Source organism: Actinoplanes sp. NPDC051513 (genome assembly GCF_044454685.1).
GTDB lineage: Bacteria > Actinomycetota > Actinomycetes > Mycobacteriales > Micromonosporaceae > Actinoplanes.
Map to the genome: position 1 here is coordinate 10895 of NZ_JBITDW010000021.1, position 14114 is coordinate 25008.

General features: G+C 70.3%; 9 protein-coding genes. 6 read left to right on the forward strand and 3 right to left on the reverse strand.

Annotation, left to right across the window (positions count from 1 at the left end):
• Positions 1-44 precede the first annotated feature (44 nt).
• The 3 genes from ACIA5D_RS39685 (at position 45) to ACIA5D_RS39695 (ending at position 6541) form a co-directional block, all read left to right on the forward strand.
• Positions 45-4805, forward strand: coding sequence for a hypothetical protein (locus ACIA5D_RS39685; RefSeq protein WP_396035667.1), 4761 nt, complete (start codon positions 45-47; stop codon positions 4803-4805).
• Positions 4802-5203, forward strand: a complete 402-nt coding sequence (locus tag ACIA5D_RS39690) for a hypothetical protein (protein ID WP_396035669.1) — start codon at positions 4802-4804, stop codon at positions 5201-5203. Before ACIA5D_RS39685 ends, ACIA5D_RS39690 begins: the two co-directional genes overlap by 4 nt.
• A 207-nt stretch (positions 5204-5410) precedes the next feature.
• Positions 5411-6541, forward strand: a complete 1131-nt coding sequence (locus ACIA5D_RS39695; protein ID WP_396035670.1) for a glycosyltransferase — start codon at positions 5411-5413, stop codon at positions 6539-6541.
• A 67-nt stretch (positions 6542-6608) separates the two neighbouring features.
• Here ACIA5D_RS39695 and ACIA5D_RS39700 read toward each other — a convergent pair whose 3' ends face one another.
• Positions 6609-7172: a VOC family protein gene (locus ACIA5D_RS39700; protein WP_396035671.1), complete on the reverse strand. Its 564-nt coding sequence runs from the start codon at positions 7170-7172 to the stop codon at positions 6609-6611.
• Between the two features lie 109 nt (positions 7173-7281).
• Positions 7282-8256 carry an LCP family protein gene (locus tag ACIA5D_RS39705; RefSeq protein ID WP_396035797.1) on the reverse strand — a complete coding sequence of 325 codons (975 nt, stop codon included), beginning with the start codon at positions 8254-8256 and terminating at the stop codon, positions 7282-7284.
• A gap of 437 nt (positions 8257-8693) precedes the next feature.
• Between ACIA5D_RS39705 and ACIA5D_RS39710 the strand changes: the two genes are divergently transcribed.
• The 3 genes from ACIA5D_RS39710 to ACIA5D_RS39720 are packed head-to-tail and all read left to right on the forward strand — an operon-like array spanning position 8694 to position 12766.
• Positions 8694-10247 (forward strand): sugar transferase, encoded by a 1554-nt coding sequence (locus tag ACIA5D_RS39710; RefSeq protein WP_396035672.1) that lies wholly within the window; start codon positions 8694-8696, stop codon positions 10245-10247.
• Positions 10248-10298: 51 nt separating this feature from the next.
• Complete coding sequence (locus ACIA5D_RS39715) at positions 10299-11063, forward strand: SGNH/GDSL hydrolase family protein (protein WP_396035673.1); 765 nt, start codon at positions 10299-10301, stop codon at positions 11061-11063.
• A gap of 41 nt (positions 11064-11104) precedes the next feature.
• Entirely contained in the window at positions 11105-12766 is a 1662-nt protein-coding gene (locus ACIA5D_RS39720) for a glycoside hydrolase family 43 protein (RefSeq protein ID WP_396035674.1), read from the forward strand.
• Positions 12767-13351: 585 nt separating this feature from the next.
• Here the strand turns inward: ACIA5D_RS39720 and ACIA5D_RS39725 are convergent.
• Positions 13352-13996, reverse strand: coding sequence for a DUF4232 domain-containing protein (locus ACIA5D_RS39725; RefSeq protein WP_396035676.1), 645 nt, complete (start codon positions 13994-13996; stop codon positions 13352-13354).
• Positions 13997-14114 lie beyond the last annotated feature (118 nt).

Below are 14114 nucleotides of genomic sequence, written 5' to 3' on the forward strand. Positions count from 1 at the left end.
TTTCCGACATCGACCGAGGTAGAGCCGCCGCGTTAGCGTGTGCCATGCACAGCGTCGGGCGGACGGCCGAGCCGGGCGAGCCGGTGCGCGGCGTCGTCGCGCAGGCCGAGCCCGGCACGACCATGGCGCCGATCGGCAACCGGGCCGTCACGGCGCTCATGACGGCCCCCGCGCCGGTCGCGCCGATCGTGATCGCCAGGCCCGCGTCCGCCTCCATGTCACTCGACGACCCGGGTTTCAACCCCACGACCAGGGCACACGACCTGCTACGGGCCGTCGACTCGGAGCAGTACACGTACGCGATGAAAAGCTCGGGCGGGCTCTGGGGCGGCATGACCGAGGATGTCGAAGCCGAACGGCGAAAAATCGACTTCCCGGCCGTGGTCACCGCGCTCGACGGGCTGACCGCCAGTCAGGTGAAGCGGGTGGAGGAGGTCTTCTTCGAGTTCGAGAAGAAGACGACGCTGCGCGACGACCTGTTCGGGATGGGCCAGTCGGGGCGCAGGGCCGACCTGAAGCCCGACCAGGTGGCCCGGCTCCAGGCGTTGCTGGCCGGCACGAAGGCCGAGCCGATCCCGCCCGACGTGATGGCCGAGCTGCGCAAGTACCCGCCGGAGGTCGCCGGTCCGCTCAAGGCCGACCTGGAGAAGCGCGCCGACGCCGCGCCGGCGCTGCACCGGCATCAGGCCGAGGCCGCCGAGCTGCACCAGCTGCTGGCGAGCGATCTCGACGAGGGCCGCCAGGAACGGCTGATGGCGATGCACCGGCGGTCGTTCGAGGAGATCGACGCGGTCGACGCGATCTACGCGAAGGAGTACGGCCCGGCCGCGCTCATGCTCGACCTCAACAAGCGGCTCGAGGGCCTGCAGCGGATGCGGATGAGCGAGCTGCGGTCGGGCAAGTTCCCGCAGGCCGACGCGTGCGCCATCGAAGACAAGCGCCGCCGCATCGAGGAGCTGAACAAGCAGGACTCCAAGTTCGACGATCTGCTTCCCGGCGGGCTCGCGGTCGGCTACGACGTCATGCGCGAGCAGCGCAAGAAGGAGAAGCAGAGGCTCACCGGCGACATCCAGGCGATCATCGAGCTGAACAAGAAGGAGGCCCTCGCCGAGGAGGCGAGCTCCGGGAAGGCCGCCGGTGACGCCGTCGGCGAGCGGCTGCGCGCGATCCTCGGCCAGCAGCACGGCGAGGTCGGCAACACGCTGATGGATGAGCTCGGGCGGACCCTCGCCAAGGAGGACGCGGCCGTGCTCACCGCCGCGATCGATCCCTGGAACAACCACACCTCCAATCTGGTACGGGCGGCAGCGGCGCAACTTGTCGCGGACGAGAAGGCGGGCACCACCAGCGCCAAGAAGATCATCGAGACGCTCAAGGGCTTCCGTGGGCTGGCGCAGCACGACCTGACCCTCCAGGCGTACGACCCGAACATCCCGGCCGAGCAGAAGCAAGCGATCATGCGCGACGGCGAGAGCGCGATCACCCGGCTCGCCCAGCGGTACGTCGACGAGTACAAGGCCGAGTACACGAAGCTCGCCGGCGAGAAGGGCCGCGGCTACGACGAGATCATGGAAAGCAGCGACGACGCCGACGAGCGGTACATCAGCAACCTCTCGTACGGCGGCGGGCGCACCTCCGATCTCGGCGAGCTCGAGCACGCCGTGGGCAAGAAGGACGTCGACACGGTCAAGTCGCTGCTGCGCAAGCAGCCCACCCGCGAGAAGGTCGACGAGCTGATCGAGGCCTACAACAAGCAGGGCGACGGGCACGACCTGCGGCGGGAGCTGTTCGGCGCCGACCAGCTGGGCCGCACGGCGACGCCCGAGCTCGCGCAGCTGGGCAGCTCGATGTTCGTGCAGGGCGGGCTGGTCAGCGGGCGCGACGCCGCACAGGTGGCCGAGCAGCTGATCAAGCCGAGCGCCGCCGACAAGGGCGAGGGCGAGGCCCGCTGGATCGTCAAGGGCGGGATGACCGAGTACGGCGTCACGATGGACCACCGCGGCGTCACCGGGCGGCTGCGCGAGATCGGCGACGACCCCGAGACCCAGCGGCTGCTCGAGCGCACCCGGAACGACCTGGCGGCGCTCGGCCGGCAGTTCGAGACCGAGAAAAACCCGGCGAAGCGGGAGCGGCTGGTCGCCGAGATGCGGCGGTTGCGCTCGACGCTGACCGGCGACGCGGACGCGTACGAGAAGGACAACGAGCGGGTCCTCGGCGAGATCAGGTCGGCGCTGAGCTTCGCGGTGTCGATCGCGCTCGCCGTCCTCATCCCGGGCGCCGGCGCGGGAGTCGTCGCGTTCCTGCAGACCACGGCGCTGAACATCGCGGCCAACGTCGCCTCGAACTTCGTGATCAAGATGGGCGACTACTCGCTCGACGACCTCAAGGCCGACGTGCTGGGCGGTGCGCTCGGCGCGGGCGGGGCGAAGTTCGGCGAGGAGCTGATGGGCCGGGTCGCGGCGGCGGTGATGCGGCCGGCCGCGGAGGCCACCGCCGAGACCGCCGGCAAGCTCGGGGTGCAGACGGCGCTGGCCCGCGAGGTGGGCGCGATCGCCGGGGCCGGCGAGAAGACGGTCATCGCGGCCACCGAGTTCGAGATCAAGACGGCCGCGACGGTCGCGTCGAAGAGCATCGTCGAGACCGGTGCCCGCGAGGTGGGTGGCTTCTTCGGCGGCATCTACGCCCCCAAGATCATGACCGGCGACTACGGGCTGACCGTGGAAGAGGTGCTGAAGGCCCTGGCCGCGACGGCGGCGGGAAAGGCGGCGCACCGCAACAAGCCCGGCACCGTCGAGGAGGAGGCCCACGGCAAGCCCACCGAGGAGGCGCCGGGCAAGCGCGGCGAGGAGGAGGCGCAAGGCAAGCGCAGCGAGGAGGAGGCCGCGCCCAAGCCGACGGAGGAGACCGCCCTCCCGGTCCGGGGCGAGTTCGTGCCCGAGCCCGCCCCGCCCAGCTCGGACGCCTTCGGTCCGCGCACCAACAAGGAGATGCTGCTCGACAGCGGCATCCCGCCGGCGAGCGCCAAGGGCTTCCAGGACGTCGCGGACGTGTTCAACGTCGTCCTCAAGGTGCGCCCGACCAACACGGCTTCCCTGCCCGTCCTCGAGGCCGGGGGCGTCGCCAAGCCCGAGCTGATCAAGGCGAAGACCGTGAACCGCGTCGACCAGCTGATCGGCGCGCCCGCCGACGGCCTCGGCAAGGTCGGCTTCTTCGAGCCCCGGCTGCCCAGCGAGCCGATCCTCGAGGCGCTCAAGCCGGACGCGCGCAAGGCCGTTCAGGAGCGCTACCAGCAGCGCCTCGAGGAGTACAACCACTACAAGGACGAGTACGGCAAGCTCGCCGAGCAGGGCCTGCTGCGGATGAAGGACGGCGTGCTGCAGATCGCCGACCCGCGCAGCGGCGAGTTCCGCGACATCGGTGGCGACCACGACATCTTCGAGATCACCAACGCGGACGGGACGCCGCTGAACCACGACGTGCGGCGCGCGCTGATCAACCAGATGCGGTCGATGGGCATCAACGTCGAGCACCCCGACCACGTGAGCTGGCCGGTGGACAGCCCGCAGACGCACGACACGGCGGCCGATCAGAAGATCCGCAAGCAGCACGAGACCGAGGAGCCGCTGGTCGCGTTCGTCCCCAGGTCGCAGCCGCGGCAGGTGATGGCGAACGACGTGGTCACCGGCCCGCCGCGCACCGAGGGCCCGGGCGACCGCTTCATGCCGGCGAAGAGCGGCCAGGTGACCGAGCCCGGCCCGGTGGGCCCCGGAAACACGGGCGAGAGCCGCCGGCCGGGCGAGACGGGCGAGACGCAGAAGGCCACCGCCGACGAGCTGACCGGCACACGGGAGCGCGAGCCGGTGGCGATGCGGCCGGCCGGCAGCCGCAACCGGTCCCAGGGCGGGCCGGCCGACGCGCTGAACACCCGGATCGCCGGCCGGCTGCTGGAGGTGCGCGCCGAGTGGGCCCATCTCCCCCACCAGGTCCGGGCCGAGCGGCTGGTCGTCGCGATCGCCTTCGAGATCCAGAACACCGGCTGCCCGATGCCGAGAGTTCGCATGATCGCCGGGGAGAATTCGTACTTCCACCCCGACTCCTGGCTGATCGAGATCGGCCGCCCGGCGATGACCACCGACAACCCGTCGGCGGCCGAGTTCGCCGAGATCTGCGATCACATCCGCCACGAGTGGGAGCACGCGATCCTCGAGTTCCGGGTCGCCCGCCGGGAGGCCCGGATCACCGGCGAGGACATGCACGAGCTCGCCGACCGCCTCGGCATGGACGTGGGCGCCACCCAGCGCGCACTGGAGGCGAACGCCGCCCCGCCCGGGCACTTCGAGGCGATCGACGGTCTGCTGGACGCCCAGGCCGCCCTGATCAACCAGAGCCTGCGCGGCGCCGGCGAGCGGGAGCGCAAGACGATCCTCAACCAGCTCACCAAGGCCGAGAGAGCCCTGGCCCGGGCACGCGAGAAGAGCGGGCCGGGAGCGAGCGAGGCGATCGACCGGGCGCTCGAGAAGTACAACGACGCGCACGAGAAGTACATGAACCTGCCGGACGAGATGCAGGCCTGGGACGTCGGCCGGCAGGTGCAGGAGGTGGTGCGCAAGCACCACGACCTCGCCGCCGACATGGCCGCCGCCCACAAGGAGCTGACCGTCCGGGACGCCGCCGTCGAGGAGGCGCTCGCGGCCGGCCACGCCGGAGAAGACCTCGACCGCCTGCAGGAGGCGGTCGAGCGCGCCGGGAATCGCCTCGACCAGCTGGTCAGAACCCTGGCCCGCCGCACCGGGAGGAATCCGTGAAAAACTGGGACGACGAGTGGGCCGAGCTGCTCGAGGCGCTGTGCGCCGACGACGCGAGCCGGATCGGCACGGTCGGCAAGCAGGAGGGCGAGCTCGCCCCCGTACGGCCCACCAGGTTCCGTTGGCTCGACAGCTTCGACTGGTGGCCGGCCGGGCACGGCACCGGCATCGCGGTGCTGGAGCTCACCGATCCGGGAACGGTCCCGGCCGAGGCGTGGGAGCCGTTGTGCGGCCCGCTGCGCGAGGCCCGGGTGACCCGGCAGGGCCATCTGCTGGTGGGCCGGCACACCCCGGCCGGCTCCGCCCGGCGGGCGACGCTCACGCTGGTCACCGACGAGTCCGACGACGGCGTACGGGCGCGGGTCCTCACCGTACGGATCCGGGTCGAACCGGTCTGAACGGCGGGTCGTCCTGACCAGCGGTAGCGGCTCCGTGCGCCGTCCGTAGCCAAGATCGACCACGGTGCCGGGCGGGTTGACAACAGCGCGACACGGCCGACTAAGTTAGTCCCGCCGATCGAGCGCGGGGCATATGGACCGCGCATGTCACCGCACGGGGGAAAACGTGTCATTGCGCGGGGGACGCCTACTCATGGGTGATTTGCCGTGACCGTGTACGAGTCCGCGGCCCGCCTTCCCGGTCTTCCGCTGCTGCACGACCGCAAGGTGGCGATGGTCCACGAGTGGTTCGGCGCGACCGGTGGCTCCGAGGCGGTCTTCCTGGCCATCGCCGACCTGCTGCCGCACGCCGAGCGCCTGGTGCTCTGGGCCGACGAGGGCGTCGAGACCGACCGCCTGCGGCTGAGCCAGTCGTGGATGTCGCGCACCCCGCTGACCAGGAGCAAGGCGCTCGCGCTGCCCGCCATGCCGCTGGTCTGGCGCACGCTGACCAACGAGAAGTTCGACGTGGTGATCTCGTCGAGCCACGCGTTCGCGCACACGGTCAAGCTGGGCGACCCGGCCGAGACACGGCACCTGAGCTACATCCACTCCCCCGCGCGGTACGTGTGGAGCCCCGACTTCGACGGCCGCGGCTCGCACCCGGCGCTCAAGGTGCCCCGCCGGATGCTGCAGAAGGCCGACATCCGGCTGAGCAAGCACGTGCACGCGTACGCGGCGAACTCGCGCGAGGTGCAGGGCCGAATCAAGCGGTTCTGGGACCGCGACGCCGTCGTGATCAACCCGCCGGTCGATGTGGACTATTTCGCGTCCGCGCCGGCCGAGTACCAGTACCAGTCGCGCGACTATCTGCTCGGCGTGGGGCGCTGGATCCCGTACAAGAACTTCGACCTCATCATCGAGATCGCCGACGCCGCCGGCCTGCCGCTGGTGATCGCCGGCTCCGGTCCGGAGGAGGGGCGGCTGCGGCAGCTCGCTGCCGCGGCGCGCGTGCCGATCCAGTTCGAGGTGCGCCCGCCGCGTGAGCGCCTGCGCCAGCTGTACTGGGGCGCCCGCGCGCTGCTGTTCCCCGCCCACGAGGACTTCGGCATCATCCCGGTCGAGGCCCAGGCCTGCGGCACCCCGGTGCTCGGCCTGCGCCGGGGCGGCCTGCTCGAGACGGTGATCGACGGCGAGACCGGCTTCCTGATCGACTCGCGGGAGCCCGCGCCGTACGCGGACGCGCTGCGCCGGCTCGGCGAGCTGTGGCCGCAGCGCATCCAGGAGCACGCGCGCACGTTCTCGTCGGACCACTTCGCCGAGCAGATCACCCAGTGGATCGACTGGGCGGCCCGCTGAGCTTCGCCGCGGCACCCGCAGGCCCGTGACCTGCGGGTGCCGCGCTCCCGCCGTACGCGATGGCGGTTTATGAAGGCAGTGGGGCGCCGGCCTGCTCAGCGATCAGGTACTCGGCGGCCCACGTCAGCCACTCGGTGTCGGCCTTGCCGTGGGCGGCGGCCGCGCGCCGCAGGGCCGTCGACAGGTCCTCGACCGAGGTGAACGAGAACTGGCCGGGGTCGATGCGGCCCGGCAGGCGGGTGGTGACCTCCTGCAGGAGCCACTCGTTGCCGTCGGGGTCCGCGAACGTGGCCCGGGACAGGTAGCTGCCGCGGTGGGGGTCGAGGCCGGGCCGGGGGCCCTCCGCCGTGACGTGATAGATCTCATCGACCGCGACGCCCGCGGCCACCAGTTCGTTCCGGGTGGTCTCGATGTCGGCGACGATCAGGTAGTTCTTGGCGGAGCCGGGGACCGCCGACGACGGGGCCAGGGCCGAGCCGAACTGGACGGAGCACGCCGAGCCCTTGGGCGTGAACTGGACGACGGTGGGCGGCGTGCGGTCGAGGCGCCAGCCGAGGCGGCCGTAGAACTCCGTGGAACGGTCGACATCCGTGACGGGGATGACCACGACCTCGAGCTTCATGTCAGTCATGCCTATGACTCTCGCGCCGGTCGTGCCGCGGTCGCACCCGTGGACGACCCTGGACACCACACCGGCCGGGACCCTGGGGGTGCCCGGCCGGCGTGTCAAACGCGGGAGATCACTTCGAGGCGCCGCCGAGCGTCTCGATGGTGGAGGTGTCGTCCTTGCGAACCGCGTCGAAGAGGGCCTTGGCCTTCGTCTTGTCGGGCAGGACCACGCTCTGGTTGCCGATCGTGCCGGTGCCCTTGCTGGGGCTGGTGTAGAAGTGCAGGTTGCCGCTGCGCAGGTGCCGCAGCTGGGTGGCCATCGACAGCAGGTTCAGGTCTTTGTCGACGCTGACCGTGTTGGTCGTCGCCTGGAGGAAGCCGTTGATCTTGGTCGGGTTCGCCAGCGTGCCGCCGGAGGCGGCCTTGTCGAGGATCGCCTTGATCACCTGCTGCTGGTGGCGGATGCGGGCGAAGTCGCCGTCCTTGAACGAGTACCGCTCGCGGGCGTAGTCGAGGGCGGCGGCGCCGTCCATCTCCTGCGGGCCGGCGTCGAAGTGGCGCTTGCCGTTGACGCCGCTCAGCGAGTGGGTCGACGTGAAGGAGGTCTCGACGTTGATGTCGACGCCGCCGAGCGCGTCGACGATCTCCTTGAAGCCGGCGAAGTCGACCAGGGCGACGTGGTCGAGGCGGACGCCGGTGTAGTTCTCGACCGTCTGCACCATCAGCGGGATGCCGCCCCAGGCGTACGCGGCATTGATCTTGGAGTTGGTGTCGCCGTGCTGCCCGTTGGCCGACTTGGGGATGTACACCCAGGTGTCGCGCGGGATGGAGATGAGCTGCGCGGCGGACTGGTCTTTGTTCAGATGCAGGATGATGATCGTGTCGCTGCGGGAGCCGCCCAGATTGTCGGGGTCGCGGGTGTCGCTGCCCAGCAACAGGAAGTTCATCGACTTGCCCGCGGCCGCGTCTTTCTGCGGGCGACTGGCCTCGGGGACCTGGGTGAACGCGTCCACCCGGTCGACCTTGCCCTCGACGCTGCGCAGGTAGAGACCGCCGGCGATCAGACCGACACCGACCAGGATCAGCGGCACGAGGACGCAGATCAGGATGATCTTCTTCTTGTTGCGCTTGCGCTTCGGCTTCTCACCAGGGAAATTGTTCCCGTCGTCGAGGCCGATCATTTCGGTGGCGTCGCGGTCGTAGGTCGGCTGATGGGTCGGCATGCGAGAGATCGTACTGACGGACGCAAACCCGCACTGCCCCACCTTCGGTCTGAACTGGCCGTACGTGAAGATGTGATGAATCGCAAGTGTCCGATGGTGGCGGCTCACCGTCCGATTTTCACCATTGACCCGAAAAGCCCCCCCCACAACGTGCACAATGCGCATGAAACCGACATTGTTTCGAAATGCATCGAAGCCTAGCAACCGTGCCGGGCCGGGTGGTGCCGGACCGCAGCAACCTTTAACATTCCGCCTCGATCGCGGCTACATGAGCCGCTTTCGCAACACGGGGGAAGCTGATGGTGCAGGCGGGTTCCAAGTTGCCGCGTCCGTCAACCGACGATGGCACGCCAGGCAGCGAGATTTTCGATTGGTGGGCGCCCAGCGGCGAGACGCCGCTGGACCCGGTGCTGGTGCCCGCGCCGCGGCGCAGTCTCGAGCGGCGCGGTCCGGACGAGCCGCCGACCGAGCGGCTGATCTTCGACGGCAACTCGCGCTCCACCGTCGTCCTTCCCTATATACCTTCGGCGAAGGCTAGCCGTACGCGTCCACTCCGCGCCTGGATGCTGGCGCTCCCGATCGACCTGGCGGCGCTGCTCGCCCCGATCACCTGGAGCCAGCAGTACTGGAAGGGCACGGTCACGGTCGCGCTGCTGACCATCGGCGCGTTCTCGATCGGCGGCCTCTACCGCGCCCGCCGGCACCTGAGCGTGCTCGACGAGCTGCCCAGCCTCTACTACCGCTTCCTGGCCGCGACCGCGGCGGTCGCGATCGTGGTGGCCGCCCGGCACGGCTCGATCAACTACGTCGACGGCTTCCTGCGGGTCGCCGCGATCTCGGCGGTGCTGATCCTGCCGGCCCGGGCGCTGAGCCGGGCCGCCGTGCTGCTGGCCCGCCGCAAGCGCTGGGTGGAGCACAGCGCGATCATCCTGGGCGGCGGCCCGATCGCCATCGAGCTCGCCCGTCTGCTGCGCCGCTACCCCCAGTACGGCCTGCGCTTCGCCGGCTTCGTCGACGTGCCGCAGACCGCGCACGACAAGCGCGAGATGAAGCCGCTGATCGGCGAGCCCGAGCAGCTCGAGGAACTGGTCCGCTACACCGAGTGCGACGTCGTCATCATCGCCGACATCGACTGCGCCGAGAGCCGGCTGCTGCGCGCGGTGCGCGCGCCCGGCCTCAAGAACACCGACCTGTGGATGGTGCCGCGGCTGCGCGAGTTCCCCGGATCGACCGGCTCGCCCGACCACATCGGCGCCATCCCGGTGGTGCCGCTGCGCCAGCCGACCCTCTCCGGCCCCAAGTGGGCGATCAAGCGCACCACCGACATCATCTTCTCGTCGATCGCGCTGATCCTGCTCAGCCCGATCATGCTGGTCTGCGCGATCGGCACCCGCCTCGAGGGCGGCAAGGGCATCATCTTCCGCCAGCAGCGGATCGGCCGCTACGGCAAGCCGTTCGACGTGATGAAGTTCCGCTCGATGCGCCCGGTCGACGACGCCGAGTCGCAGACCAACTGGAACATCGGCCACGACCCGCGGGTCGGCCCGTTCGGCAGGTTCATGCGCCGCACCTCGCTGGACGAGCTTCCCCAGCTGTGGAACATCCTGCGCGGGGACATGACGGTGGTGGGTCCGCGGCCCGAGCGGCCGTACTTCGTGGACCGCTTCTCGGTCGACTTCCCGGAGTACGCGATGCGGCACCGGGTGCCGGTGGGCCTGACCGGTCTCGCCCAGGTGAGCGGCCTGCGGGGCGACACCCCGATCTCCGATCGGGCGCGCTTCGACAACTACTACATCGAGAACTGGTCGCTCTGGCTGGACGTCAAGGTCATTTTGCGTACGGTCGGGGAAGTGTTCCGCGGAGGCGGTAGATAAGTTAACGGCGGCGTGGCCTGCCGCATCACCAATCCCGCCACAGTGACATTCATGGTGATGGTCAGGTTCGCGGCGCTCGGCGACTCGGTCACCAGCGGATACGGGGACCCGATTCCCGGCGGCGGCTGGCGTGGCTGGGCGGCGATCCTCGCGCAGGCGCTGGGTGAGAAGGCCGAGTTTCACAATCTCGCGGTCAGCGGGGCGCGGATCGGCGATGTGGCCGAGAAGCAGCTACCGGTGGCGCTCGACCTGCGTCCGACGCTCGCGTCGGTGCTGATCGGCATGAACGACACGCTGCGCGGCGACTTCGACCCGGTGGCGCTCGGCTACCGGCTCAGCGAGATGGTCGCCCGGCTGACCGAGGGCGGCGCGACCGTGCTGACCGCGCGGCTGCCGGATCCGGGCCGGATGTTCGGCCTGCCCGGGGCGATCGCGCGTCCGCTCGGGCGGCGCATGGAGGCGCTGAACGAGGCGCTCGACCGGATCGCGGTCGAGTACCGGACCCTCCACATGGATCTCGCGGGCGGCGCCTACTCCCGGAACAACTGGAGCGTGGACCGGCTGCACCCGAGCGAGGTCGGCCACCGCCTGCTGGCGTTCCGCTTCGCGACAGCGCTGCGCGATGCGGGCCATCCGGTGGCGACGCTGCCCGGCCTGGCCGCGAGCAACCCGGAGCCGACCGTCGGGCAGCGGGTCTGGTGGATGGCCACCCAGGGCAACAAATGGCTGCTGCGGCGCTCGACCGATCTCTTCCCCACGCTGGCCCGGATGGTCTACGAGGAAATCGCCACGCCGCAGATTCGGAACTTGCGGTAGAGTCACGGAACTTACGGTCCGTGACTAACAGGGGTACGCAGATGACAAGCATCGAGGCCGCGACCGCGACCCTGACCGGCCGCGCGATCCAGAACCCGGTGCTGACCGGCTTCCACCCCGACCCGTCGATCCTGCGGGTGGGCTCCGACTACTACATCGCCACGTCGACCTTCGAGTGGTACCCGGGCGTGCGCCTGCACCACTCCACCAACCTGGTCGACTGGGCGCCGCTCGGCGGCGCGCTCAACGAGAAGCGTCTGCTCGACCTGACCGGCACCGCCGACTCCGGCGGTGTCTGGGCGCCCAGCCTCACCTACGCGCACGGCGAGTTCTACCTGCTCTACACCGACGTCGCCACGTTCGCCGGCGGCTACTGGGACCCGCAGAACTACGTGGTCACCGCGCCCGGCATCGAGGGGCCGTGGTCCGACCCGGTGGTGCTGCACGGCCGGGGCTTCGACGCCTCGCTGTTCCACGACGAGGACGGCTCGACCTGGATGCTGTCGATGGTCGCCGACGCCCGTCCGGGCCACAACCGCTTCGCCGGCATCTCGATCCAGCGGTACGACCGCGCGTCGAGGAAGCTGACCGGCGACGAGCACACGATCTTCAAGGGCACCGAGGCGAAGGTGACCGAGGCGCCCAACCTCTACCGCAGGGACGGCTGGTACTACCTGGTCACCGCCGAGGGCGGGACGAGCTGGCAGCACCAGGTCACGGTCGCCCGCTCGCGCGACATCCTGGGGCCGTACGAGGCCGACCCGGCCGGACCGCTGCTCACCTCGAACGGGCGCCCCGAGCTCACCCTGCAGAAGGCCGGGCACGGCAGCCTGGTCGAGACCCCCGCCGGGCAGTGGTACCTCGCGCATCTGGTCGGCCGGCCGTACACGCCGCTGGGCCGCTGCGTGCTCGGCCGCGAGTCGGCGATCCAGGAGGTCACCTGGACCGAACAGGGCTGGCCCCGCATCGCCGGCGGCATCCCCGCCGACACCGTGCCGGCCCCGCTCGGCGTCACCGTGCCGCCCGAGCGCCCGGTCTCCTCCGAGCGGCAGGAGACCGACGACTTCGAAGCCCCGGCCCTGGGCGTGAACTGGTCGACCCTGCGCCGCCCGGCCACCCCCGACTGGATCGACCTGACCAGCCGCCCGTCGTTCCTGCGGGTCACCGGCGGCCAGTCCCCGATGGCCCGGCACCGCCCGAGCCTGGTGGCGCGCCGGGTGGTGGCGCGCTCGAGCGAGTTCGAGGCGGTGCTGGAGTTCGCACCGCGCAACTATCGGCAACTCGCCGGAATCACCGCGTACTACAACAGCAGGAACTGGTACTTCCTGAACGTGACCGCCGAGGACGACGGCACCCCGGTGCTGGGGCTGCTGGCCTGCGACAGCGGCACGATCGGCGTGGTGCCCGGCGCCCGGGTCGACGTGACCGGCATCGCACGGCTCGGCCTGAAGACGAGGCTCGACGGCGAGGCGCTGACCTTCGCGTACGCCACCGACCCCGACGCCGCCGAGCCGCAATGGCACAATCTCGGTCCGGCGTTCGACGCCACCACGCTCTCCGACGAGTACGCGGCCAAGGTCGTGGCCGGCGAGCCGGAAGCATGGGGCTTCACCGGCGCGTTCGTGGGACTCTGGGTGCAGGATCTGGGCGCCGAGGGCGGCTACGCCGACTTCGATCGCGCCACCTACAAGACCTCTGGGTGAAGAGGGGTGTCCGGGCTGGGCGGGGCGCGCCCGGCCCGGGCATTAACCACTTCGCACCTTTTGGCCGGGTCGGGATTGAACAGGTTGGGCTGCCGCGGCCCGGGTCGCGCTGTGGTCACTGTGGGTGCGGCCCGTCGCGGCAAGCCTCTGGCTGAACTGGAGTTGCCATGGCCGGGGCCGTGCGCGGTCACTGTGGGTGCGGCCCGTCGCGGCGAGTCGATGGCCGGGCTGGCTGCCCATGGGCCCGGGGCCGTGCGTGGTCACCGTGAGTGCCACCGCCTCCTACGCCAGCTTCAACCTTTGGCTCGCGCAGGTGGCCGGGACGTCACGGGATCTTGACAAGTCGCGGTTCGCGGCGAACGGATACTCATCATCCTTGGCGACCCTCGATCAACCGCTGGCGGATATTCCCTCGCCCCCAGCGCATTTCCCGCATTGTGGGCCATTCGTCCAGCGGCCGGGAGACACGGCCAGCAGGTGGGAGTGAGTCCCGCGGGCTGAGAGCGATAGCCACATTGCGGGATCCCCCCGGCTCGGCGCGACAGGCCGCACCCACCGCACCCACCGACCTCGGATGATGTCCGGCTACTTCGAACCGGTGGCGATTGCCAGCACCTTGCCGGTGTTGGTGCCGCTGGACGAGCAGGCGGTCGTCACGCCCTTCACGAAGATCGAAGTCGTCTCCTGCGGCGGGGTGACGCGGTAGCCCTTCACCGCCACCGACTTGCACTTCGTGGGGTCGACCTCGCCGGGGTGGTGGTAGGCGAGCGTCGCGTGGGCCGACTGCTTGGACGGGACCGTCACCGTCGGGAGCGCCTCGCCGGCGCTCGGCGCGAACGGCTTGTTGATCAGCTTGCCGGTCTTCGCGCTCACCCACGACACCGTGGGGTATCCGGAGAGCGTGCACGGCTTGGCCGATTTGTTGGTGAAGACGAGGTTCACGTAGAGCACGCCCGCGATGGACTCGGCGGCGCCGGTGGCCGCCTTGAGGTCTTTGGTGCGGCAGCGGGTGGCGCCGCCCTGCGTCGCCGTCGCGCCCGTGCCCGAACCTTCCGCGGACGCGCCCGGCTGGCTCGTGCGGTTGGACGGGATCGTCGGCTCGCTCGCGGCGCCGGAGGGGACGACCCAGGTCGCCTGGCCGTCGGCGGTGACCGGCGGGTCGTCGTTGGAACAGGCGGCGGCCGCGAACAGCAGAGGGGCGGCGGCCAGCAGATGCAGAAGACGTCTCATGAGAACCTTGCTGTCGACCGGGGTGAAACCCATCAAACCCCATCGGCACCACCCTCGCACACCCGCCCCCGGCCAGGACCGGGTCACCCGGACGGGCGATCCGAACACGTTCGTCACG

Bases quoted from the DNA above. Each gene is read 5' to 3' on its own strand.
- ACIA5D_RS39715 (WP_396035673.1), top strand. From the start codon at position 10,299: ATGGTGATGGTCAGGTTCGCGGCGCTCGGCGACTCGGTCACCAGCGGA.
- ACIA5D_RS39725 (WP_396035676.1), bottom strand. From the start codon at position 13,996: ATGAGACGTCTTCTGCATCTGCTGGCCGCCGCCCCTCTGCTGTTCGCG.
- ACIA5D_RS39685 (WP_396035667.1), top strand. From the start codon at position 45: ATGCACAGCGTCGGGCGGACGGCCGAGCCGGGCGAGCCGGTGCGCGGC.
- ACIA5D_RS39720 (WP_396035674.1), top strand. From the start codon at position 11,105: ATGACAAGCATCGAGGCCGCGACCGCGACCCTGACCGGCCGCGCGATC.
- ACIA5D_RS39700 (WP_396035671.1), bottom strand. From the start codon at position 7,172: ATGACTGACATGAAGCTCGAGGTCGTGGTCATCCCCGTCACGGATGTC.